General features: G+C 47.5%; 24 protein-coding genes and 1 pseudogene. 17 read left to right on the top strand and 8 right to left on the bottom strand.

What is annotated here, in order from left to right; translation table 11 throughout:
• Window positions 1–296: 296 nt before the first annotated feature.
• The 7 genes from ACK8NJ_RS23855 (at window position 297) to ACK8NJ_RS23825 (ending at window position 6008) form a co-directional block, all read left to right on the top strand.
• A complete protein-coding gene (locus ACK8NJ_RS23855) occupies window positions 297–377 on the top strand; it encodes a hypothetical protein (RefSeq protein ID WP_122134670.1) in 81 nt (26 codons plus the stop codon).
• Window positions 378–606: 229 nt separating this feature from the next.
• Entirely contained in the window at window positions 607–747 is a 141-nt protein-coding gene (gene rpmH / locus ACK8NJ_RS23850) for a 50S ribosomal protein L34 (RefSeq protein WP_000831330.1), read from the top strand.
• Window positions 748–763: 16 nt separating this feature from the next.
• Window positions 764–1123, top strand: coding sequence for a ribonuclease P protein component (gene rnpA / locus ACK8NJ_RS23845; RefSeq protein ID WP_328180518.1), 360 nt, complete (start codon window positions 764–766; stop codon window positions 1121–1123).
• Window positions 1087–1344 (top strand): membrane protein insertion efficiency factor YidD, encoded by a 258-nt coding sequence (gene yidD / locus ACK8NJ_RS23840; protein WP_001307474.1) that lies wholly within the window; start codon window positions 1087–1089, stop codon window positions 1342–1344. Before rnpA ends, yidD begins: the two co-directional genes overlap by 37 nt.
• 2 nt (window positions 1345–1346) lie before the next feature.
• Entirely contained in the window at window positions 1347–2993 is a 1647-nt protein-coding gene (gene yidC, locus ACK8NJ_RS23835; RefSeq protein ID WP_000378258.1) for a membrane protein insertase YidC, read from the top strand.
• A 105-nt stretch (window positions 2994–3098) separates the two neighbouring features.
• Window positions 3099–4463, top strand: coding sequence for a tRNA uridine-5-carboxymethylaminomethyl(34) synthesis GTPase MnmE (gene mnmE, locus ACK8NJ_RS23830; RefSeq protein ID WP_001282346.1), 1365 nt, complete (start codon window positions 3099–3101; stop codon window positions 4461–4463).
• Window positions 4464–4784: 321 nt separating this feature from the next.
• On the top strand, window positions 4785–6008 hold the full coding sequence (locus ACK8NJ_RS23825) for a tyrosine-type recombinase/integrase (protein WP_411962015.1): 1224 nt from the start codon (window positions 4785–4787) through the stop codon (window positions 6006–6008).
• Window positions 6009–6092: 84 nt separating this feature from the next.
• On the opposite strand, the gene ACK8NJ_RS23820 is transcribed toward ACK8NJ_RS23825, so the two are convergent.
• Both ACK8NJ_RS23820 and ACK8NJ_RS23815 read right to left on the bottom strand, forming a co-directional pair.
• Entirely contained in the window at window positions 6093–6656 is a 564-nt protein-coding gene (locus tag ACK8NJ_RS23820) for a hypothetical protein (protein ID WP_032713011.1), read from the bottom strand.
• 244 nt (window positions 6657–6900) lie between these two features.
• On the bottom strand, window positions 6901–7311 hold the full coding sequence (locus ACK8NJ_RS23815) for a hypothetical protein (protein WP_000896275.1): 411 nt from the start codon (window positions 7309–7311) through the stop codon (window positions 6901–6903).
• 1088 nt (window positions 7312–8399) lie between these two features.
• Here ACK8NJ_RS23815 and ACK8NJ_RS23810 point away from each other — a divergent pair.
• From ACK8NJ_RS23810 to ACK8NJ_RS23800, 3 genes are read left to right on the top strand one after another with little or no spacing between them, the layout of a single operon-like run.
• On the top strand, window positions 8400–9275 hold the full coding sequence (locus ACK8NJ_RS23810; protein ID WP_411962014.1) for an integrase domain-containing protein: 876 nt from the start codon (window positions 8400–8402) through the stop codon (window positions 9273–9275).
• Window positions 9272–10255 (top strand): primase-helicase zinc-binding domain-containing protein, encoded by a 984-nt coding sequence (locus tag ACK8NJ_RS23805; RefSeq protein WP_411962013.1) that lies wholly within the window; start codon window positions 9272–9274, stop codon window positions 10253–10255. The genes ACK8NJ_RS23810 and ACK8NJ_RS23805 overlap by 4 nt, the downstream gene beginning before the upstream one ends.
• Before the next feature lie 2 nt (window positions 10256–10257).
• Window positions 10258–11301, top strand: a complete 1044-nt coding sequence (locus ACK8NJ_RS23800; protein ID WP_411962012.1) for a helicase RepA family protein — start codon at window positions 10258–10260, stop codon at window positions 11299–11301.
• Window positions 11302–11316: 15 nt separating this feature from the next.
• Here the strand turns inward: ACK8NJ_RS23800 and ACK8NJ_RS23795 are convergent, their stop codons facing one another.
• The 6 genes and pseudogenes from ACK8NJ_RS23795 to ACK8NJ_RS23770 form a co-directional block, all read right to left on the bottom strand.
• Window positions 11317–11925 carry a hypothetical protein gene (locus tag ACK8NJ_RS23795; protein ID WP_004855716.1) on the bottom strand — a complete coding sequence of 203 codons (609 nt, stop codon included), beginning with the start codon at window positions 11923–11925 and terminating at the stop codon, window positions 11317–11319.
• Between the two features lies 1 nt (window position 11926).
• The gene (locus tag ACK8NJ_RS23790; protein ID WP_411962011.1) at window positions 11927–12865 is read right to left on the bottom strand and encodes a hypothetical protein; all 939 of its coding nucleotides are present in this window, start codon (window positions 12863–12865) and stop codon (window positions 11927–11929) included.
• The gene (locus ACK8NJ_RS23785) at window positions 12862–13071 is read right to left on the bottom strand and encodes a hypothetical protein (protein WP_411962010.1); all 210 of its coding nucleotides are present in this window, start codon (window positions 13069–13071) and stop codon (window positions 12862–12864) included. The genes ACK8NJ_RS23790 and ACK8NJ_RS23785 overlap by 4 nt, the downstream gene beginning before the upstream one ends.
• Before the next feature lie 302 nt (window positions 13072–13373).
• Window positions 13374–13577: a hypothetical protein gene (locus ACK8NJ_RS23780; RefSeq protein ID WP_015959185.1), complete on the bottom strand. Its 204-nt coding sequence runs from the start codon at window positions 13575–13577 to the stop codon at window positions 13374–13376.
• Window positions 13578–13660: 83 nt separating this feature from the next.
• Window positions 13661–13780: pseudogene (locus ACK8NJ_RS23775) on the bottom strand (ash family protein); the annotation flags it as partial.
• A 549-nt stretch (window positions 13781–14329) separates the two neighbouring features.
• A complete protein-coding gene (locus ACK8NJ_RS23770; protein ID WP_411962009.1) occupies window positions 14330–16501 on the bottom strand; it encodes a ShET2/EspL2 family type III secretion system effector toxin in 2172 nt (723 codons plus the stop codon).
• A 399-nt stretch (window positions 16502–16900) separates the two neighbouring features.
• Between ACK8NJ_RS23770 and tnaC the strand changes: the two genes are divergently transcribed.
• From tnaC to yieF, 7 genes are all read left to right on the top strand, one after another.
• Window positions 16901–16975: a tryptophanase leader peptide gene (gene tnaC / locus ACK8NJ_RS23765; protein ID WP_001364348.1), complete on the top strand. Its 75-nt coding sequence runs from the start codon at window positions 16901–16903 to the stop codon at window positions 16973–16975.
• Between the two features lie 220 nt (window positions 16976–17195).
• Window positions 17196–18611 (top strand): tryptophanase, encoded by a 1416-nt coding sequence (gene tnaA, locus ACK8NJ_RS23760; RefSeq protein WP_001295247.1) that lies wholly within the window; start codon window positions 17196–17198, stop codon window positions 18609–18611.
• 90 nt (window positions 18612–18701) lie between these two features.
• Window positions 18702–19949, top strand: a complete 1248-nt coding sequence (gene tnaB / locus ACK8NJ_RS23755; RefSeq protein WP_000131908.1) for a low affinity tryptophan permease TnaB — start codon at window positions 18702–18704, stop codon at window positions 19947–19949.
• A gap of 132 nt (window positions 19950–20081) precedes the next feature.
• Window positions 20082–21257 carry a multidrug efflux MFS transporter MdtL gene (gene mdtL / locus ACK8NJ_RS23750; protein WP_328180517.1) on the top strand — a complete coding sequence of 392 codons (1176 nt, stop codon included), beginning with the start codon at window positions 20082–20084 and terminating at the stop codon, window positions 21255–21257.
• Window positions 21232–22191, top strand: coding sequence for an HTH-type transcriptional regulator YidZ (gene yidZ, locus ACK8NJ_RS23745; protein WP_089704869.1), 960 nt, complete (start codon window positions 21232–21234; stop codon window positions 22189–22191). The genes mdtL and yidZ overlap by 26 nt, the downstream gene beginning before the upstream one ends.
• Window positions 22192–22347: 156 nt before the next feature.
• Window positions 22348–23097 carry a 4'-phosphopantetheinyl transferase family protein gene (locus ACK8NJ_RS23740; protein WP_411962008.1) on the top strand — a complete coding sequence of 250 codons (750 nt, stop codon included), beginning with the start codon at window positions 22348–22350 and terminating at the stop codon, window positions 23095–23097.
• Between the two features lie 21 nt (window positions 23098–23118).
• A complete protein-coding gene (gene yieF / locus ACK8NJ_RS23735) occupies window positions 23119–23685 on the top strand; it encodes a class I chromate reductase YieF (RefSeq protein ID WP_001291268.1) in 567 nt (188 codons plus the stop codon).
• Window positions 23686–23715: the final 30 nt, after the last annotated feature.

Raw genomic sequence — 23715 nt, 5'->3', positions numbered from 1 at the left:
GGCGGACTCCACTCGAACAAAAGTCGATAATGACTAAGGCTGAAACATTCATGATTGTTGACGTACGTCGAAAAGACCCTGCATGAGGGTGACGCACGAACCGCTGTCTGCGGTTATATGCCCGATCAAGATCCTGCAAAACGATCGGGACCGCGGATCATAGCCTAAACTGCGCAAGAGATCTTCTGTTTCTCACAGATTTTCCCGATTTATCCACAGGACTTTCCAGAACTCGCTAAGTGTAAACGATCCTGCCGCGAGGCGGGCACGATTTACGCCGTATATTGGAAAATTTAATGACCATAGACAAAAATTGGCTTAATCGATCTAATAAAGATCCAGGACGATCCTTGCGCTTTACCCGTCAGCCCGTATAATCCTCCACCCGGCGCGCCATGCTGGTTTTCACTGGTGTGAGGCCGTACGTTTTCCCCGCGAAAAGGTGCGGAAAAGCGCGGTAAATAAGGAAAGAGAATTGACTCCGGAGTGTACAATTATTACAATCCGGCCTCTTTAATCACCCATGGCTTCGGTGTCCATCGTTTCATTTTTCGGCGGATATCCAATAAAGCCATTGAATTTATTCAAGTTTAGGTAGAAATCGCCATGAAACGCACTTTTCAACCGTCTGTACTGAAGCGCAACCGTTCTCACGGCTTCCGTGCTCGTATGGCTACTAAAAATGGTCGTCAGGTTCTGGCACGTCGTCGTGCTAAAGGCCGCGCTCGTCTGACCGTTTCTAAGTAATAAAGCTAACCCCTGAGTGGTTAAGCTCGCATTTCCCAGGGAGTTACGCTTGTTAACTCCCAGTCAATTCACATTCGTCTTCCAGCAGCCACAACGGGCTGGCACGCCGCAAATTACCATTCTCGGCCGCCTGAATTCGCTGGGGCATCCCCGTATCGGTCTTACAGTCGCCAAGAAAAACGTTCGACGCGCCCATGAACGCAATCGGATTAAACGTCTGACGCGTGAAAGCTTCCGTCTGCGCCAACATGAACTCCCGGCTATGGATTTCGTGGTGGTGGCGAAAAAAGGGGTTGCCGACCTCGATAACCGTGCTCTCTCGGAAGCGTTGGAAATATTATGGCGCCGCCACTGTCGCCTGGCTCGCGGGTCCTGATAGCCCTCATTCGGGTCTATCAACGCCTGATTAGTCCGCTACTCGGGCCGCATTGTCGTTTCACTCCAACCTGTTCAAGCTACGGAATTGAGGCATTGCGCAGGTTTGGAGTGATAAAAGGCAGTTGGTTGACGGTGAAACGCGTATTAAAATGCCACCCTTTACACCCTGGTGGTGACGATCCCGTCCCGCCCGGACCATTTGATACCAGAGAACACTAACGATGGATTCGCAACGCAATCTTTTAGTCATCGCTTTGCTGTTCGTGTCTTTCATGATCTGGCAAGCCTGGGAGCAGGATAAAAACCCGCAACCTCAGGCCCAACAGACCACGCAGACAACGACCACCGCAGCGGGTAGCGCCGCCGACCAGGGCGTACCGGCCAGTGGCCAGGGGAAACTGATCTCGGTTAAGACCGACGTGCTTGATCTGACCATCAACACCCGTGGTGGTGATGTTGAGCAAGCTCTGCTGCCTGCTTACCCGAAAGAGTTGAACTCTACCCAGCCGTTCCAGCTGCTGGAAACTTCACCGCAGTTTATTTATCAGGCACAGAGCGGTCTGACCGGTCGTGATGGCCCGGATAACCCGGCTAACGGCCCGCGTCCGCTGTATAACGTTGAAAAAGACGCTTATGTGCTGGCTGAAGGTCAAAACGAACTGCAGGTGCCGATGACGTATACCGACGCGGCAGGCAACACGTTTACCAAAACGTTTGTCCTGAAACGTGGTGATTACGCTGTCAACGTCAACTACAACGTGCAGAACGCTGGCGAGAAACCGCTGGAAATCTCCACCTTTGGTCAGTTGAAGCAATCTATCACTCTGCCACCGCATCTCGATACCGGAAGCAGCAATTTCGCACTGCACACCTTCCGTGGCGCGGCGTACTCCACGCCTGACGAGAAGTACGAGAAATACAAGTTCGATACCATTGCCGATAACGAAAACCTGAACATCTCTTCGAAAGGTGGTTGGGTGGCGATGCTGCAACAGTATTTCGCGACGGCGTGGATCCCGCATAACGACGGTACCAATAACTTCTATACCGCTAATCTGGGTAACGGCATCGCCGCTATCGGCTACAAGTCTCAACCGGTACTGGTTCAGCCTGGTCAGACTGGCGCGATGAACAGCACCCTGTGGGTTGGCCCGGAAATCCAGGACAAAATGGCAGCTGTTGCTCCGCACCTGGATCTGACCGTTGATTACGGTTGGCTGTGGTTCATCTCTCAGCCGTTGTTCAAACTGCTGAAATGGATCCATAGCTTTGTGGGTAACTGGGGCTTCTCCATTATCATCATCACCTTTATCGTTCGTGGCATCATGTACCCGCTGACCAAAGCGCAGTACACCTCCATGGCGAAGATGCGTATGCTGCAGCCGAAGATTCAGGCAATGCGTGAGCGTCTGGGCGATGACAAACAGCGTATTAGTCAGGAAATGATGGCGCTGTACAAAGCTGAGAAGGTTAACCCGCTGGGCGGCTGCTTCCCGCTGCTGATCCAGATGCCAATCTTCCTGGCGTTGTACTACATGCTGATGGGTTCCGTTGAACTGCGTCAGGCACCGTTTGCACTGTGGATCCACGACCTGTCTGCACAGGACCCGTACTACATCCTGCCGATCCTGATGGGCGTAACGATGTTCTTCATTCAGAAGATGTCGCCGACCACAGTGACCGACCCGATGCAGCAGAAGATCATGACCTTTATGCCGGTCATCTTCACCGTGTTCTTCCTGTGGTTCCCGTCAGGTCTGGTGCTGTACTATATCGTCAGCAACCTGGTAACCATTATTCAGCAGCAGCTGATTTACCGTGGTCTGGAAAAACGTGGCCTGCATAGCCGCGAGAAGAAAAAATCCTGATTCGGTGAGTTTTCGCTAAAATAAGGGCGGTCAGTTGACCGCCTTTTTTCTTTTCGTAGGGCGGATAAGCACCGCGCATCCGCCACACAAAGCAACAGGAACATCATGAGCGATAATGACACTATCGTAGCCCAGGCCACGCCTCCGGGACGTGGCGGTGTTGGCATCCTGCGCATCTCCGGCTTCAAAGCCCGTGAAGTTGCCGAAACCGTGCTGGGTAAACTGCCTAAGCCGCGCTACGCCGATTATCTTCCGTTTAAAGACGCCGACGGCAGCGTGCTCGATCAGGGGATTGCGCTATGGTTCCCTGGCCCGAACTCGTTCACCGGTGAAGATGTGCTGGAACTGCAGGGTCATGGCGGTCCGGTGATCCTCGACCTGCTGTTAAAACGCATTCTGACCATTCCCGGCCTGCGGATTGCCCGCCCTGGTGAGTTTTCCGAACGCGCGTTTCTTAACGATAAACTCGACTTAGCCCAGGCTGAGGCGATTGCGGATCTTATCGACGCCAGTTCGGAACAGGCGGCCCGTTCGGCACTTAACTCGCTGCAAGGCGCATTCTCCGCACGGGTCAACCATCTGGTGGAAGCCCTCACCCACTTGCGCATTTACGTCGAAGCGGCAATTGATTTCCCTGATGAAGAGATCGATTTCCTCTCCGACGGCAAAATTGAAGCCCAGCTCAATGACGTAATTGCCGATCTCGACGCGGTACGCGCCGAAGCGCGTCAGGGCAGCTTGTTGCGCGAAGGGATGAAAGTAGTGATTGCCGGACGTCCTAACGCCGGTAAATCGAGCCTGTTAAACGCGCTGGCGGGCCGTGAAGCAGCAATCGTAACCGATATCGCCGGAACCACGCGTGACGTGCTGCGTGAGCATATCCACATTGACGGAATGCCGCTGCATATCATCGATACCGCCGGACTTCGTGAAGCCAGTGATGAAGTGGAACGTATTGGTATCGAGCGCGCGTGGCAGGAAATTGAACAGGCCGACCGCGTACTGTTTATGGTCGATGGCACCACGACAGACGCCGTTGATCCGGCAGAGATCTGGCCGGAATTTATCGCCCGCCTGCCAGCGAAACTGCCGATCACCGTGGTGCGCAATAAAGCCGATATCACCGGCGAAACGCTGGGAATGAGTGAAGTGAACGGTCACGCGTTAATTCGTCTCTCGGCAAGGACTGGCGAAGGCGTGGACGTGCTGCGTAACCATCTCAAACAGAGCATGGGCTTTGACACCAACATGGAAGGCGGCTTCCTGGCGCGTCGTCGTCACCTACAGGCGCTGGAACAAGCGGCGGAGCATCTGCAACAGGGCAAAGCACAACTGTTGGGTGCATGGGCTGGTGAATTGCTGGCGGAAGAGCTGCGCCTGGCGCAGCAGAACTTAAGCGAGATCACCGGGGAGTTTACCTCTGACGACCTGCTGGGGCGGATTTTCTCCAGCTTCTGTATTGGCAAATAAGTTTTAGTCCATCCTCGTCCGTGAACGTCCACTAACCCGCATTAACTGCATGTTAATGCGGGTTTTTACTTTCCATACTCGTCCATAATCGTGCGGGTTCATCCGCGATTTTTGTGTCCTGAATTGTGCCCATCTTTAAATTCTCCGTGTGTCATTGTTCATTTTTTTGCGCTAAAAATCACATCAAATGGACACAAAAAACGGTATAAAAAACGCTCAAATCAGCCTTCTCATGGACACAGTAAAAAATAAGGCGTTAATAACCCAATATTAAACAATCAATTAGAAAGGATGCTCATGGACACACTGTAGAGGTGAGATATGGCACTTTCAGATACCAAACTACGCACGCTTACTCCCAGAAACCGTCCCTGGCAACTTGCCGATCATGACGGGCTGGTGATTGAAGTTCTTCCCACCGGACGGAAAATCTGGCGTTTCCGCTACCGCTTTGACAACAAATCGCAAAAGATCACGCTGGGCGAATACCCGGCTTTCTCACTTGCAGAAGCGCGGCTTTGGCGTGAAAAGTGCCGCTCAATGGTGGCCCATGGCATCAATCCCGCGCAGAAAAAACAGGAAGAAAAGCTTAAACAGAAAGACCCAACAACAGTCAAAACATTCGCCAAGCGCTGGCTGACCGATATCGTTGAAAAAAGTAACCGCGATCCGCGCAATGTCACTCGCGTTATCGAGAAGGACATCATTCCCATCATCGGGAAGCTGGAACTGGAAGAACTAACAACCGCCCAAATTCAGGTCGTGCTCGACCGCATCAAGCAACGAGGTTCCGATCACGTCGCGCTGCTGACGCGAAACGTGCTTAAACGCATGCTGGCCTATGCGATTTCCAGGGGAATCATCTTCAACAACCCGGCAGCTGCTATCGAGGCTCGTTATATCGCGCAAGCAACGAGCCGTGACGTGGCGCTAACCGCAGAAGAGATCGGCATCCTGTTACGGGGGATCTACACCTCTAACATGAACCGACGCCACAAGCTGGCCCTGCACCTGCTGATCATCTGCATGGTGCGTAAATCGGAGTTGATTGAAGCGACATGGAGTGAGGTTAACTTCAACGCGCTGGAATGGCGTATCCCCGGCGAAAGAATGAAGATGGATAACCCGCATATTGTTCCGCTATCAAAGCAGGCGCTGGCGATGTTCGAAGAGTTAAAATTTCTGGCCGGAGATTCTCCATACGTCTTCCCCAGCCGAAACGACCACCGACGCCCGATCTCCAAAACAACGCTTAACTGCGCAGTGCGTACACTGGATCTGAACGTCAGGGATTTTGTTATTCATGACTTCCGGCGTACTGCCAGCACATTGCTCCATGAGCAAGGCTACAACTCAGACTGGGTGGAGAAATGCCTGGCGCATAAGATCGGCGGCGTTCGCGGTGTCTACAACCGTGCAGAGTACCTGAATCAGCGCCGGGAGATGCTTCAGTCCTGGGCTGATTTTGTTGATGCGCAGATTGAGGAGGGGCGGAAGGTAGTTATCGGGAAGTTTGGGAAGGCTTATGAAATCAATACCAATTGACGCATCAAAATCAAATTAACAACTTAGTAATGTATAAAGAATAGTTCCGGCAAATGCCGGAACTATCGATGATATAATAAATGCCTACGCAGCGTTTAGTTCATTCAGAATCTCAATGAACTTCTCATCCAGCTCCCTCCACTCTTCATTACTTAACATTTTATCCTTGTAAGCATGATGAGTGAGATACAGTAAGGTTTCGGTGACTCCGCCATGTTTCTTAATTAAGCCATCTAGTTTTTTCTGAGCTTTCAAGGCTTCGGTTTTAACCAAGGCTCTCCGCTTCTCCTGAAAAACGGCTTCAGGCTCAGAAAGAATCTGAGAGATAGTGTCCTTGTCCATTACATAGAATGTTTGAGTTGTTGCACTCCGCGCTGTAACCGATGTCGTAATAACATTACAGTGCTGAACAGGAATGAAGTATTTCTTCTCAAGAATCTCAATGATCGCTGGGAGTCGAGTCACTTCAAAATCAGCCGTGATATTGTTTCCAGCAGAAGTCAAACGGTCACCCCGAAGAAGTGAACACAAAACAACAATCTGTGAATTCTTCATACGATTGAGCATCACCAAAACTGCTGGGTGAGCCGAAAATTTTAACGCAAGCTCATTACGAGCGACCGCAGGAGGAATGGTTAAGTGTTCCATAAAAAGCCTCTTATCTATTGATATCTAAACAATAAGACGCAGAAGGGAACCACAGGAAACACTATTGGTAGCAGCTACGTTCGGTCAAAAAAAACCAAAAAAGCTGGATACGGTGCGCGGATATGCATAATATTATGCACAGCCAATTGCACGCCAACAGTGCAACACTGGTTACTGTAGGCGGAGATCAGAAAGAGTCGCCAAACTTTAGATCTGATCTTCGCCTTTTCCTTTTGCTGTCTTCCTACTCATCACCCAACTTGAAGATAATTTGTCCTTTCTCCATCTGAGTGTCTGAATCCTGTGAAAACTGCTTAACCGATGCATCATCATCATCAGACAGACGAGGAAACCCTGGCCGTAGTGTGATTCTGATTGCACAGGATGAATACTCACCTGCTTTATTCTTTTGTCCTGCAACTCCAAAACCACCCTCTGGGATTTTTTTTATCATCCACAATGATGATTCACTGTCGTAAAGGATATCAACACGGTCACCTGTTTCGATACCAGTTGCATCCATGGCAGTGCGACCAATTCTGAATCCCAGTTCAACAGCACCAGTGGCGCGTTTAGTTTGAGTAACAGTAACGTGGTTGCTTTGTACCATACGGCCAGTTTTCGCAGCCATCGTTGATAGAGATACGAAAGCCATAACAACCTCCCGAGATATTCAAGTGATCGCATTGTACGATCGATCAGCTTGCAATCACAATAATTTTTTTATTTGTTTTTACTCCCTTCAATCACAACCAACGACCAACTAAATTTAGATAACTCAATTCTTATTGTTCTTCGCTTTGCGGCATATCATACCACACAGTTTTATGCGTTAGTTTCCTGGATCCGGAAGATACTAAAAAATTTCGCTCTCTAGCGATAAATGATGGAATCCTCTGACGGAAAAATTTTTGTTGAAAGTGAGATAACTTAACTTTTGTTATGCACACATTGTAAGTGGACACTCACCAACATTTTTGGTTGTTGATATCGTAAGATTTACTTCGACTTAAAGAAGCATCCCCCGCAACCGTTAGATTTGAACTTCATTTTCATAACAAAGTTACTTCTTGGCTCCACTAGGAAAAATTTTCAAATCCCAAAAACAGTTTCCCGCAGCTTTCCCCCCTTCCCCAGATCTACCCTATCCCCAACTCATAGCAGTACCCCTAAAAGCTTCCTGTTCTAAGACGAACTGCGACCTGTAAGAAGCGCCTTTGGCGGTCAGCCCCCCGGTCAACCAGGGAACGAAGCGTGGTCTGAAACTGACCTCCTGTCTCGATACAGGTGACCACACCCTTTATCGCTACCCTGTTGCAAGCGTAGCGACAGACAGAACGCTGTAGAGAAGTCGGGCGGCATTGCCGAAGGCTTTGCGTCCGTACTTCCTGCTGAATGTGCAAAACGCGGCGTCACTTTTAAGAGCGTAAGCGAGTGAAAGTGACGCCAGCACACAGATCAGCTTCAACCCAGCTACTGCCTGCAAATTCACTGCAACAAACAGGCTGACACTCAAACAGATGTCAGAAATTCACTTACCAGGAGGATAAACCAGCACTACCGAACCGATACCGGAGGACAGGTTATTTTACCTGTGGGGATATACCTGCCTGAGCAGGCGGCTGCATTCGTGCATCACCGTACCCCGTCATACCTCATCCGCGCATTCTCCGGCGCACCGGTATCGTTCAGCACAGCACGCTGTGCCCAACCGCGCGTCGGAGAATTGAGTGGAGAGTAGCTATGTCGAAACTTACAAAACGCATGGAAAAACTCGCCCTGCTGGCTGGCGGCAGTTTTAAAACAGTCCATGATCGCCTCCGCATCGCCGGGCGTTTAAGCCAGCATCTGCACAAGCTGAATATCCAGATTCAGGATCTCCAGCATCTGAAATCGTCACATATCGAAAGCTACGTGATGGCGCGACGGGAAGCAGGAATTACGCCACGCACGCTACAAAACGAGATGGCTGCCCTGCGCACCATCCTTGCTCAGTCTGGACGTCAAAAATTTGCCCAATCGGAGCGCATCAGCAATAAAGCGCTCGGGCTGGGTAACGCCAGCCGGGCAGGAACGCATCTGCCATTAACCTCAGAACGCTGGTTGTCGGCGCTGTCTGCTTTTCATGAAAAGGATGAAGGGCTGGCTCTGACGCTGGAGCTTGCCAGAGCAATGGGTTTGCGTTCACAGGAAGCGGTGCAGTGTTGTCAGTCTCTGAAGACATGGGCCGCTGCGTTAGAGCGTGGAGAAAATCGATTGCAGGTGGTTTTTGGCACCAAAGGATCACGTTCCCGTCAGACGGTGGTGCTCGAACCTGAAAGGCTACGCAGCATCCTGAACCAAGCTATACCCCTGATGACACAACGCGGGGGACGTTTGCTCAATAAACCCGATCTGCGCGCCGCAATGAATTACTGGCGTGGCAGCGCAGTTCGCGCAGGGCTGACTGGCCCCTATGCACCACACAGTCTGCGCTATTCATGGGCGCAGGAAGCGATGGCGCACTACCAGGGACTGGGGCTGAGTATAAAGGAAGCCAGGGCGATGGTTGCGATGGATCTTGGTCATGGCGATGATCGAGGGCGCTACATCCAGCAGGTGTATGGGAGGCAATCATGAGCTATTACGTTTCTGCCGTCTCCGATCGGGTACGCAATAACTGGCCGAAAATATTTGAACAACTTGGCATTTTTATTCCACCAAATCATCGGCATGGCCCGTGTCCCTATTGTGGGGGTAAGGATCGCTTCAGGATGGATGATCTGGAGGGGCGCGGTACATGGTTCTGCAATCAGTGCGGCGCAGGTGACGGACTGGATCTGGTTTCCCGCTTCTTCGATTGCGCACTGGTTGCGGCCGCCGGAATGGTGCAGGACATGGATCCTGTACCGCTGGTTCCGCCAGCCAAGGAAAAATCACAGGCTTTGAATATGGAATCGCGTATTAAGACACTGCTTCGCCATTGTGAATCCGGAGAAGCGCCGTATCTGACAACGCGAGGCTGGCGACAAGCCCAGTGGCTTCTGACTGAACGTAGTAGCCGGACAATCTGCGGCGTGCATTTCGGGGCGGGTACGCTGGTATTGCCAATTCGAAATACAGGCGTGCAGCTGACAGGTGCGCAGTTCATTCATCCTGGAGGGAAAAAGTACCTGCTGCCCGGTAGTCATCTGAAGGATTGTTTTTGCCCGGTACATCAGGCGAGCCGCAACGGTAGACCGGAACCCTGGGCACCGGACAACAAACCACCGGAAGGCATCATTATTACCGAAGGATATGCAACCGCGCTTGCGGTCTCATGCCTTCATCATTTTCCGGTCGTTGCTGCCCTGTCGGCACACAACCTGAAAAATGTGGCCATCGCTTTCCGGGCGCAGTGGCCTGAATGCCACCTTATCCTGGCTGGCGATAATGATTGCAGTCAGGAGAAAAATACCGGGCTGCTGAATGCAACCGCCGCTGCCGAGGTTGTGAAGGGCTGTGTGGTTCTCCCTGCAGGCGCCACATTGAGCGACTGGGATGAATTTTACCGTCACTACGGTGAATCCATTTCCCGGATTGTGTTCAACCAGCAGCTTCCTGCAAATCTCAGGTCGTAGTCATGACAGCATCAGACCGTACTCTTACCACCTCCCTTCCGCTGCGCCGGGGCTCGGAAGGGTTTAACACGAGTCAGGATTATCTGGTTAAAGGACTTATTCCCGCCGGGGCGCTGTGCAGTATTTACGGCCCCGGCGGCTCTTTTAAATCCTTTCTGGCGGTATCGCTGGCGTGCCATATTGCCAGCGGTACGTCATGGGGCGGAAGGCGAGTCAATCAAGGGGCTGTGCTATTTATCGCCGGAGAAGGAGGAACCGGTGTATCGCGGCGGATCCGCGCCTGGGAACTCAGCGTTAATGACGAGATGGCGCTCGATAACCTGTTTCGCGTCGACTGCCCGATCTTTCCAGCCGCTCCGGGAAGCATCGAGCAGGTGATCCTGGCGGCAAAGGACATTCAGAACATGACCGGAATGCCGGTACGGCTGATCATCCTCGATACGCTGGCCCGCTGTTTTGGTAACTCAGATGAAAACACCGCGCGGGATATGGGCGCATTTATCCAGGGTTGCGATACCATTCGGTATCATACGCGCGCAGCGATGATGATCGTTCATCACTCGGGTAAGGATCAGGAACGGGGCGCACGCGGTTCAAGTGCTTTTCAGGCTGCGCTGGATGCCGAGTTTAACGTCAGGCGCGAGGGATGTCGCAACGCTATCACCCTGAGTTGTACAAAGATAAAAGATGCGGAGATGCCGGAGGTCACCGCCTACGATCTTGAGGAAGTCGTTATCTATACCGATAGCGATGGCGAACCAGTGACCTCACTGGTGCTGAATGACGAGCCCAGGCAACCTGACGATGACTTACTGAGTAGTGGCATACCACCCGGCGTTCCTCATATTACCCGCAACCATACGGCGTTATGGCGCTGTATTAACCAACGCATCAGCCAGAATAAGCCTTGTACCCGCGCGCTCTTGCGCGACGATCTACGGGCTAAGGGAATTAACGTCGAGAAGAAATTTTCGCGCTGGCTGGAGAAGCTAATTCGCGAAGGATTGATATTTGTAAATGGTGAGGAAATTAAACTCAATCACTAGAATTTTAATAACTATTCATAGACAGTAAGATGTCAACGGTTCAAATCGTAAGTGACTCACAAAAAAACTGGTAGCCAATATAAATAAACACAAAATAAGAGCAAAGAGGATTAGTAAAAACCCATTTCGCAAACTCATATAAGAAAGCTCATTCCTTATATGCCGTATTATATTAACCTTTTCCTGACCAATAATAGCCTTAATTAAAGATTCTCTATTTTTGTTGATCTCAAAATACGTTCCATACCCAAATTTTGGTAGAGTTTTTAATGAACCCAATGAGATAAGACCTCCACACAACATATAAAAAGAAGAAAGAAAAAACACAAACGATATATATGGGCTTAAGTGACTTTCAGGAAGAAATTTAACAACCCCACTGGCACCGGCACTTATAATACTTAATGATATACTTAATGCCAATGTAAATTTAAAAGTCTTATCATCTATCTCCTTGGCTCTATTATGCTCGCTCTCAAGTCTCTCGACTATTTTTTCATCCGATAATCCTGAGTAAAACTCAAAGTTTGAAAAGGTGATATCATACACACTAACTGTTTTTTTGTTGGCAATATAGTAAAAATAAAGAAATGGGAAAACTTCCTCAATAATTCTAGAAAACATTTTAATTAGCCTCAGATAATTTCTTTGCAATATCGTAATCAATTTCTCTTTTATCATTAGAAAGCCATCCCCACTCACCAGTTGGATTTATTTCAATAAATATATATTCGTCTTTTGTTTTGATAAAATCAATAGCACCATAATTCAACCCAAGTAACTTAACATACTCTATGCAAAGTTTTTTAATTCTAACAGGAAGTTCAATGTCGACATATTCAAGATCTTCTTTTTTTAAGGTTCTCCAATCATCAGAGATAGCATTACCATTAGATTTTATTGCAACGGCATATACTTTGGAGCCAACAATAGTAACTCTAATATCTAACTTATCCTCAATATATTCTTGAAACGTTATCGGTGCTTGTTTGGTTTTGTCTAAAGTAAAGTCCGCAGGATTAGCTTTCGATGTGTATGTAAAATAGCAATCATCATTTTCTTTAAGTAAAACGGTATCCATCGACTTTATAATAAACTTCGTTGAAGGGAGTTTCTCAAAACCAAGAGAATTACTAATAATCGTTTGAGGTACAGAAAACCCTATCTTTTTTGCAATCATTAGCTGATATGGCTTAGATTCAGCAGCATATGTTGCTTGCGGCCAATTCATCCAATACGCCTTATCAAAAACCATTAATCCCCTAAGAAAAGCATTCCATTGTGATAATGAAAGCTGCTCATTTATATCAATGCTACGCCCTGGAGTATTTCTTAGAAAAACTGGTTGTCGAAACCAAACTGATTTTACATTAGATGTTTCTACATCAACATATTCACCTTTCACCCTTAGGGTTTTATTTATGGGATCTAAAAAAATCTCATAATCACTTAATTGCTCTTTGTTTAGCCTAATAAAATTATCGCCATTATTTTCCAGTCGCTGAACAACCAAATCCGTGGAAAAATCATACATACTTGATAGGATCAATACATAATTTTTCATTCTCCTTTTTGATCCTCTCCAGTTTCAACATCACACTTCTTGGTAGCCCTAGTTCCATATTCTGAAGTATATGACACTAAAGGTTCTCCATTTCTAATCCAATAACCCTTTGCTTTATTATAAACTGCACCTTCTGGCATTTCAGGTTTATTAGAAAAAGGCCTTTTCGTAGAAAACTGTATTAGTACATGCTCTTGTTTCATCATAATCCTTTATATAAACAGTTATTAACCAATTGATAGTAAAATACTATTTATTAGTTTTCAATTAAAACATACAACACTTACTAGCCAGAGCAAATTTGAGAACCAGATTTATAACATAGCCTAATAAAATCAATAGATTATAGTAGCCTTAGATTGCACAACGCATCCCCCACTTTCTTTTTACTTAGTAGACAATAAATGGGGGAACTTGAAGGATTCAGATAACGAATGTATCGCTGGATTCCGAATTGTACCAAAACACACCACAACATCTGTCCCTGATGCTGTGGTCGCTGTAAAAATTATTGAGGTAATTTCTCATCCCTAAGCCGTCTGATCTCATCCTCTTCAAAAGCATCCCTTAACAGTTGTAGCTGGTCGGCAAGGATGAGAAGCAACGCATAATTCGGGCCGATATCGTCAGGATGCTCGAGCATCACATGCACCAGGACTCGCGAGCGATCGACCAGTTCTCTGGCTGAGGGTTGTTCTACGGTGATTTTCATAGATACCTCCGGCGGAGGCTGGTGCAATGGGAAATTCAGGGACAGGACACATACGCAGCGCTCCGCTTCGTGATAAGCAGGTTAACGCCACCACCGGAGACGCCAGGCTCACTGGTGGTGACCCAGACAGGGTTGGCGTACCGGTTATCACGACCCGGCGCTTCTTTCGAAGCCCCTGCCTGAGCCACCATTGAAGGGGCGAGCGCAGGCCGCGCCAGTAGCACTGCAAACATCGCTACCGACACTCGTGATAATTCGGAACGCCAATTCCGGTTGCGGTTTTGCCGCAACGTGGGGACTATAGCGCAAGTCAGTACGCAAAAACTATGCTTATCGCCTCATAACAGAGGGCTTATGCGTGCCGCATAAAATCTTATGCTCAGTTATTAAGAAGGCTCGATTCATTGGCAAAAGCTATTGCCATTACGGGAACATCTGCAATAAAAGCAGAACTCCCCTAAGTCCTCATAGGGTGATGGTTTTAACCGTGGTTCCACCAGCTATTTGGTTTTTGTGTCCTTTAATGTGCCCATAGCCATATTTTCAAGGCAATGTATCGCTGATAGATTAACGAGTTAGCTCTATTTTCCAGCTTCTGTATCGACTCGTCTAAATTGATATAAAGGGCACTGTTCCGTTCTGGGGAAACTAACTATCAGAACGGAACAGCGCTTGTTTTTTTATGAGCATCCTGCACCAAAACTGCATTTGCTACTGGCTGGAGCGACTTTAAACACCTTGCAGTCCTGTCTTTACAGAGAACGATATTGCTTTAACCTATTAAGCTCCTCTTGCGGAAAGTTAAATTCGTCTACTGCTTTCCAGAATAGTTCTTTAAGTACAGGATTGCCATTTGCCAGACTTATTACAGATTTACCTTCATTATTCTTTTCTTCCAGCTGCATCATCACATCTTTAAGGTAATTTTCATTTTCACCAACTACAATTTTGAATATTTTCAGCCAGAGTCCCATATGTATATCATCCCCGTTATTTACCACATGAGAGAATGACTTGCCATCAAAGTCACGGGTAAACTGCTCCACAATTTCATCGAAAGTGAACCCGTGTTGCAACGTCAGGCGAATCGCCGCATTCAGATATACGTCAATGACCTCTTTACTCATTTTCTTAAAGCTTGCAATATGCAAAGAGCAGACAGCATTATTTCTGCTCAGCGACAGTAGTTCTCTCACCACATCTTTATCATTTTCATAATGGCTGGCTATCACATCAGCTGTCTCCATCCAGGCGGCAACAATCTCCGTATACCCTTTCACTATCGCAGAATATAAGCCTGATGCCTTCGTCCATTTGTCTGACTCCCCCGTCCATTTTTCTCTTGCAGCCATCAGTTTCAATATATCTTCTTTATTTATTTCATTTTTAAACATTTTGGCTTTTATATTGGCTAGCAATATATTAACAACATTATAATCATTGGTTCTAATAGCGCTATTTAAATCATAAATTGAGTCTATTTCTTTTCCTACACTATGAAGTATTTCATTTTTATTTACTCCAAACTCTTTCTCAAAGTCATCTATCGCCAAGAACAATACCTTGACACTTTCTTTTTTATTTTTTGATAAAGCTACAGAAATCGCGCTCACACCACGGTTATCTTTCGCAAGGAGTAGAGTTTCCAGGTCTTCCCGGCTAAAGTTAAATTTTCTGGCCAACTCTTTTAAATTTGTTATATATTCATTAATCTTATTAAGATTATCGTGTTGCAGTGACATACATAACCCATATGTTCCCCCTGGTCCTTTAGCAGCAAGAATCTCAAGAACCTTTGATACTGTCATTTCTTGGGAATTTCTTAACTTATCGAAAAAAAGAACAATATTTTCATACGTCCCCATTTGCATTAATAGATATAATGCTGATGGTGATAATGGTGGTTGCAATTCATTGTCTATACCACTTAATAAATGGGCCTGCTCTCGAGGGAGATAAGGAATTATGCCTACACACTCGGAGCAAATCTCTGTTTTTACCCATTTTATATTCGCCAACTCAATATTTATAAATGATTGTAATGACCCAAAAGAATCACAGTTTTTTGCTTTATAGCGTACTGCAGTATTGGTTGCATTAGGATCATAAAAGGATACAACATATTCAGTTTCGCCGGCAGGCGTTTGTTTTATCCTCAAGCGGACGGCCATAGCGTGTTTTTGAGATTTAACGATTGCCGCCATATGCGTTAACTTCTCTTTTTCCATTCTGTGAAAGAAGACAGATAATATCTCCCCGAACTTGTCACTGGCAACGACGCATGTACCTGGTGGTGGATTGTTTATTAGATTATCAAATTGCTGATCAAGCTCGTATGGAAAATGTTGCTGTATCCCTTCTGGAGTTGAATAGCATTCCTTCAATGGAACTTTACCTGTATTTTCATTCATTGAATCTATACAATACTGCAGCGAAATATGCCTGCACACGACTAAATCTTCTGGTTTTTCATTAAAATAAACCTTACAGTTATAATCTACAATATCATATTTACTATTAGCTTTTTTCTGCTCTTTAGTAAAACTCTCATCATCTGCGTTCGTATGAGGACGAATAAAAATATCTTTGAGGGATGTTGTAAGCGCAGGTGGTACGGGAATCTGTGTAGCACACTTTCCTTCAATATCCCCCACAGTTACAATCAGACTTTCAGGGTCTTGCTCAGATGTGGAGACAATAATAATAAGTCCACCACCGATTAAAACCCATGGTTCAATCTCGCTACAATTATTAAAAAAATGATTTAACGGCCCCTCTTTTTCAAGTGAATAAACTGAAGGATTTTTAAGATACGCCACTATATCGTCAACGATCAATTGAGTTTTATTTTTTCCTCCATCCAAATCAGGCATGAAAGAAGGAGATTGTGCACATACACTGCCAACAGTTACGTTATCAACCATTTTCTTTCCCCTCATCCATATGAAAGTTGTAGTAATAATAAGGTTACTATTTAAAAACCAACTATCAAATTTCGCTCATTTATAGAGTTATTTGTCTTTTTACGTCATTACCCCATCAGGTCATCAACCTGGTAATGAAGTGAGTAAACCGCGACGTCAATGAGGGAAACAGCTCCTTGTAATGGAACCCCTATAATCAATGCCATCATCTTCAACAATAATGATAAAAATTAAAAAATTTATCCATTTATGGATTTTTGCTAATATTTTGCATGGGCCAGCCATCACAAACACAGACAATATCTAATTGTGATTCGATTCACATTTAAACAATTTTAGAATAGACAAAATTCTTGAGTATTATACTGTAGCCTCGTGTCTTTCGAGGATAAGTGCATTATGAATATCTTACATATATGTGTGACCTCAAAATGGTTCAATATTGACAACAAGATTGTCGATCACCGCCCTTGATTTGCCCTTCTGTAGCCATCACCAGAGCCAAACCGATTAGATTCAATGTGATCTATTTGTTTGCTATATCTTAATTTTGCCTTTTGCAAAGGCCATCTCTCGTTTATTTACTTGTTTTAGTAAATGATGGTACTTACATATATATCTGGCGAATTAATCGGTATAGCAGATGTAATATTCACAGGGATCACTGTAATTAAAATAAATGAAGGATTATGTAATGGAAAACTTTAAACATCTCCCTGAACCGTTCCGCATTCGTGTTATTGAGCCAGTAAAACGTACCACTCGCGCTTATCGTGAAGAAGCAATTATTAAATCCGGTATGAACCCGTTCCTGCTGGATAGCGAAGATGTGTTTATCGATTTACTGACCGACAGCGGCACCGGGGCGGTGACGCAGAGTATGCAGGCCGCGATGATGCGCGGCGACGAAGCTTACAGCGGCAGCCGCAGCTACTATGCGTTAGCCGAATCAGTAAAAAATATCTTTGGTTATCAATACACTATTCCGACTCACCAGGGCCGTGGTGCAGAACAAATCTATATTCCGGTACTGATTAAAAAACGCGAGCAGGAAAAAGGCCTGGATCGCAGCAAAATGGTGGCATTCTCTAACTATTTCTTTGATACCACGCAGGGCCATAGCCAGATTAACGGCTGTACCGTGCGTAACGTCTATATCAAAGAAGCCTTCGATACGGGCGTGCGTTACGACTTTAAAGGCAACTTTGACCTTGAGGGATTAGAACGCGGCATTGAAGAAGTTGGCCCGAATAACGTGCCATATATCGTTGCGACCATCACCAGTAACTCTGCAGGTGGTCAGCCGGTTTCACTGGCAAACTTAAAAGCGATGTACAGCATCGCGAAGAAATACGATATTCCGGTGGTAATGGACTCCGCACGCTTTGCTGAAAACGCCTATTTCATCAAGCAGCGTGAAGCAGAATACAAAGACTGGACCATCGAGCAGATCACCCGCGAAACCTACAAATATGCCGATATGCTGGCGATGTCCGCCAAGAAAGATGCGATGGTGCCGATGGGTGGCTTGCTGTGCATGAAAGACGACAGCTTCTTTGATGTGTACACCGAATGCAGAACCCTTTGCGTGGTGCAGGAAGGCTTCCCGACATATGGTGGTCTGGAAGGCGGCGCGATGGAGCGTCTGGCGGTAGGTCTGTATGACGGCATGAATCTGGACTGGCTGGCTTATCGTATTGCGCAGGTGCAGTATCTGGTCGATGGTCTGGAAGAGATTGGCGTTGTCTGCCAGCAGGCGGGCGGTCACGCGGCATTCGTTGATGCCGGTAAACTGTTGCCGCATATCCCGGCAGATCAGTTCCCGGCACAGGCGCTGGCCTGCGAGCTGTATAAAGTCGCCGGTATCCGTGCGGTAGAAATTGGCTCTTTCCTGTTAGGCCGCGATCCGAAAACCGGTAAACAACTGCCATGCCCGGCTGAACTGCTGCGTTTAACCATTCCGCGTGCAACATATACTCAAACACATATGGACTTCATTATTGAAGCCTTTAAACATGTGAAAGAGAACGCGGCGAATATTAAAGGGTTAACCTTTACCTACGAACCGAAAGTATTGCGTCACTTCACCGCAAAACTGAAAGAAGTTTAATTAACACTACAGAGTGGCTATAAGGATGTTAGCCACTCTAATTCCCTACATCCTCAATAACAAAAATAGCCTTCCTCTAAAGGTGGCATCATGACTGATCAAGCTGAAAAAAAGCACTCTGCATTTTGGGGTGTTATGGTTATAGCAGGTACAGTAATTGGTGGAGGTATGTTTGCTTTACCTGTTGATCTTGCTGGCGCCTGGTTTTTCTGGGGTGCCTTTATCCTTATCATTGCCTGGTTTTCAATGCTTCATTCCGGGTTATTGTTATTAGAAGCAAATTTAAATTATCCCGTCGGCTCCAGTTTTAACACCATCACCAAAGATTTAATCGGTAACACCTGGAACATTATCAGCGGTATTACCGTTGCCTTCGTTCTCTATATCCTCACTTATGCCTATATCTCTGCTAATGGTGCGATCATTAGTGAAACGATATCAATGAATTTGGGTTATCACGCTAATCCACGTATTGTCGGGATCTGCACAGCCATTTTCGTTGCCAGCGTATTGTGGATAAGCTCGTTAGCCGCCAGTCGTATTACCTCGTTGTTCCTCGGGTTGAAGATTATCTCCTTTGTGATCGTGTTTGGTTCTTTCTTCTTCCAGGTCGATTATTCCATTCTGCGCGATGCCACCAGCACCACTGCGGGAACATCTTATTTCCCGTATATCTTTATGGCTTTGCCGGTGTGTCTGGCGTCATTTGGTTTCCACGGCAATATTCCCAGCCTGATTATTTGCTATGGAAAACGCAAAGATAAGCTAATCAAAAGCGTGGTCTTCGGTTCGCTGCTGGCGCTGGTGATTTATCTCTTCTGGCTCTATTGCACCATGGGGAATATCCCGCGAGAAAGCTTTAAGGCGATTATCTCTTCAGGCGGCAACGTTGATTCGTTGGTGAAATCGTTCCTCGGCACCAAACAGCATGGGATTATCGAGTTTTGCCTGCTGGTGTTCTCCAACTTAGCTGTTGCCAGTTCGTTCTTTGGTGTCACGCTGGGATTGTTCGATTATCTGGCGGATCTGTTTAAGATTGATAACTCCCACGCCGGGCGTTTCAAAACCGTGCTGTTAACCTTCCTGCCACCTGCGTTGTTGTATCTGATCTTCCCGAACGGCTTTATTTACGGGATCGGCGGTGCCGGACTGTGCGCCACCATCTGGGCGGTAATAATTCCTGCTGTACTGGCAATCAAAGCCCGCAAGAAGTTTCCCAATCAGATGTTCACGGTCTGGGGCGGCAATCTTATTCCGGCGATTGTCATTCTCTTTGGTATAACCGTAATTTTATGCTGGTTCGGTAACGTCTTTAACGTGTTACCTAAATTTGGCTGATCCCTTCAAGAAGCCAGCCATTTCGCTGGCTTCTTGCCTGTCAGGAAATCACTTATGTCCAAATGGCAACTCGCCTGATTCTCCTTCACCACGTATGCTTTGCGTCACCTTACTATCAGGACGCTTTAGCCCATGTCCCGCTTTTTGATTTGTAGTTTTGCCCTGGTTTTACTTTATCCCGCCGGGATTGATATGTACCTCGTTGGTTTACCGCGCATCGCCGCCGATCTCAATGCCAGCGAAGCGCAGTTGCATATTGCGTTCTCCGTTTATCTGGCGGGCATGGCAGCTGCGATGTTAATTGCCGGTAAAGTGGCCGATCGTTCAGGGAGAAAGCCTGTCGCCATACCCGGCGCGGCGCTATTTATTATCGCCTCGGTGTTCTGTTCACTGGCTGAAACCAGCACGTTATTTCTTGCAGGGCGCTTTCTACAGGGGCTGGGCGCGGGCTGTTGTTACGTGGTGGCGTTCGCCATTTTACGCGACACACTGGATGATCGACGTCGGGCTAAAGTACTGTCGCTACTCAACGGCATTACCTGCATCATTCCGGTGTTAGCGCCGGTGCTCGGACACCTGATTATGCTTAAATTCCCGTGGCAGAGTCTGTTCTGGACGATGGCAACGATGGGTGTCGCGGTACTGATGTTGTCTTTGTTTATTTTAAAAGAAACGCGCCCTGCCGCCCCCGCAGCTTCTGACAAACCACGAGAAAATAGCGAGTCGCTGCTTAACCGGTTTTTCCTCAGCCGTGTTGTTATCACCACCCTCAGCGTTTCGGTGATCCTCACCTTCGTTAATACATCGCCGGTATTGCTGATGGAAATCATGGGTTTTGAGCGCGGAGAATACGCCACCATTATGGCGCTGACCGCTGGCGTCAGCATGACCGTTTCATTCTCCACACCATTTGCCCTGGGGATTTTTAAGCCACGTACGTTGATGATCACCTCACAGGTGTTATTCCTGGCGGCGGGCATCACTCTTGCCGTTTCACCTTCCCATGCGGTTTCTCTGTTTGGTATCACGCTGATTTGCGCCGGTTTCTCGGTAGGTTTTGGTGTGGCGATGAGTCAGGCGTTAGGGCCGTTTTCATTACGCGCGGGCGTAGCCAGCTCGACCTTAGGTATTGCGCAGGTTTGCGGTTCGTCACTGTGGATTTGGCTGGCAGCGGTGGTTGGTATCGGCGCATGGAATATGCTGATCGGGATTCTGATTGCCTGTAGCATAGTGAGCCTGTTGCTGATTATGTTCGTCGCGCCTGGACGCCCCGTTGCCGCTCATGAAGAAATCCATCACCACGCTTGATCTCAATTTGCTGCTCTGTCTGCAACTGCTGATGCAGGAGCGCAGCGTGACCAAAGCGGCGAAGCGGATGAACGTGACCCCTTCGGCGGTGAGTAAGTCGCTGGCAAAGTTAAGAGCGTGGTTTGACGACCCGCTCTTTGTGAACTCACCGCTGGGGCTGTCGCCCACACCGCTAATGGTCAGCATGGAGCAAAATCTGGCGGAGTGGATGCAAATGAGCAACCTGCTGCTGGATAAACCGCACCACCAGACACCGCGCGGCCTGAAGTTTGAGCTGGCAGCAGAATCACCGCTAATGATGATCATGCTTAATGCGCTGTCGAAACGGATCTACCAACGATACCCGCAGGCGACCATCAAATTACGTAACTGGGATTACGATTCCTTAGATGCTATTACTCGTGGTGAAGTCGATATTGGTTTTTCCGGTCGCGAAAGTCATCCCCGTTCGCGGGAGCTGTTAAGTTCGCTACCGTTAGCCATTGATTATGAAGTGCTGTTTAGTGATGTGCCCTGCGTCTGGTTACGCAAAGATCATCCTGCACTGCATGAAACGTGGAATCTGGACACATTTTTACGTTATCCGCATATCAGCATTTGCTGGGAACAGAGCGATACCTGGGCGCTGGACAATGTGTTACAGGAATTGGGACGCGAACGTACGATTGCTATGAGCCTGCCGGAATTCGAGCAGTCACTGTTTATGGCAGCACAGCCCGACAATCTGCTACTGGCGACCGCACCGCGCTACTGTCAGTACTACAATCAACTCCACCAACTGCCGTTGGTTGCTCTTCCTCTCCCGTTTGACGAAAGCCAGCAAAAAAAGCTGCAAGTCCCTTTTACCCTGCTGTGGCATAAACGGAACAGCCATAATCCGAAGATCGTCTGGTTACGGGAAACCATTAAAAATCTTTACGCGTCGATGGCATAACCGAATCGTATGAAACGCGACCCAATTTCACAATAAAATGTAAAAAAGTTGTAATAAGCTTGTCTGAATCGAACTTTTAGCTGCTTTAGTCTGTCCATCATTCCAGTATATGATTACTCTTGTATTCATAATGGACCATTAAGCATGGAGCGAAAAATGGCGACTCACTTTGCCCGAGGGATTTTAACGGAAGGACATCTGATTTCTGTTCGTCTCCCCTCCCAGTGTCATCAAGAAGCCCGAAACATTACCCCTCATCGTCAAAGCCGTTTTCTGGCGTCCAGAGGTTTACTCGCAGAACTGATGTTCATGCTGTATGGCATTGGCGAATTGCCGGAAATCGTCACCCTGCCGAAAGGTAAACCGGTTTTCAGCGATAAAAATTTGCCTTCGTTTTCTATTTCCTATGCCGGGAATATGGTTGGCGTGGCGTTAACAACCGAAGGTGAATGTGGCCTCGATATGGAACTGCAGCGTGCGACGCGCGGGTTTCATAGCCCACACGCGCCCGATAACCACACCTTTTCCAGCAATGAATCGCTATGGATCAGTAAACAAAACGATCCTAACGAAGCGCGGGCGCAGCTCATCACGCTGCGCCGAAGCGTGCTAAAACTAACCGGTGATGTTTTGAATGACGATCCGCGCGATCTGCAGTTGCTGCCCATTGCCGGACGCCTGAAATGTGCTCATGTAAATCATGTAGAAGCGTTATGCGACGCGGAGGACGTGCTGGTGTGGTCCGTGGCGGTCACGCCTACGATTGAAAAGCTCAGTGTCTGGGAGTTAGATGGCAAACACGGCTGGAAAAGCCTGCCAGATATTCACAGCCGCGCCAACAATCCTACCAGCCGGATGATGCGTTTTGCCCAACTCTCTACCGTGAAGTCTTTTTCGCCAAATTGATAGACAACCACAGGAGTCATCATGTCTGAAAAATTGCAGGTGGTTACGTTACTGGGGAGCCTGCGCAAAGGCTCATTTAATGGCATGGTTGCACGTACCCTGCCGAAAATTGCTCCGGCGAGCATGGAAGTCAATGCGTTACCTTCCATTGCCGATATTCCCTTGTATGACGCTGACGTACAGCAGGAAGAAGGTTTTCCAGCAACGGTTGAAGCTCTGGCGGAACAGATCCGTCAGGCTGACGGTGTGGTGATCGTCACGCCGGAATATAACTACTCGGTACCGGGTGGGCTGAAAAATGCCATCGACTGGCTTTCCCGCCTGCCGGATCAACCGCTGGCCGGTAAACCGGTGTTGATTCAGACCAGCTCAATGGGCGTGATTGGCGGCGCGCGCTGTCAGTATCACCTGCGCCAGATTCTGGTTTTCCTCGATGCAATGGTGATGAACAAGCCGGAATTTATGGGCGGCGTGATTCAGAACAAAGTTGATCCGCAAACCGGAGAAGTGATTGATCAGGGTACGCTGGACCACCTGACCGGGCAATTGACCGCATTTGGCGAGTTTATTCAGCGAGTTAAGATCTAAATAAAAAACCCGCCAGCAATCATGCATGGC

The organism is Escherichia sp. F1 (assembly GCF_046764225.1).
Taxonomy (GTDB): domain Bacteria; phylum Pseudomonadota; class Gammaproteobacteria; order Enterobacterales; family Enterobacteriaceae; genus Escherichia; species Escherichia coli.
This window is presented reverse-complemented; position numbering and strand designations above follow the sequence as displayed.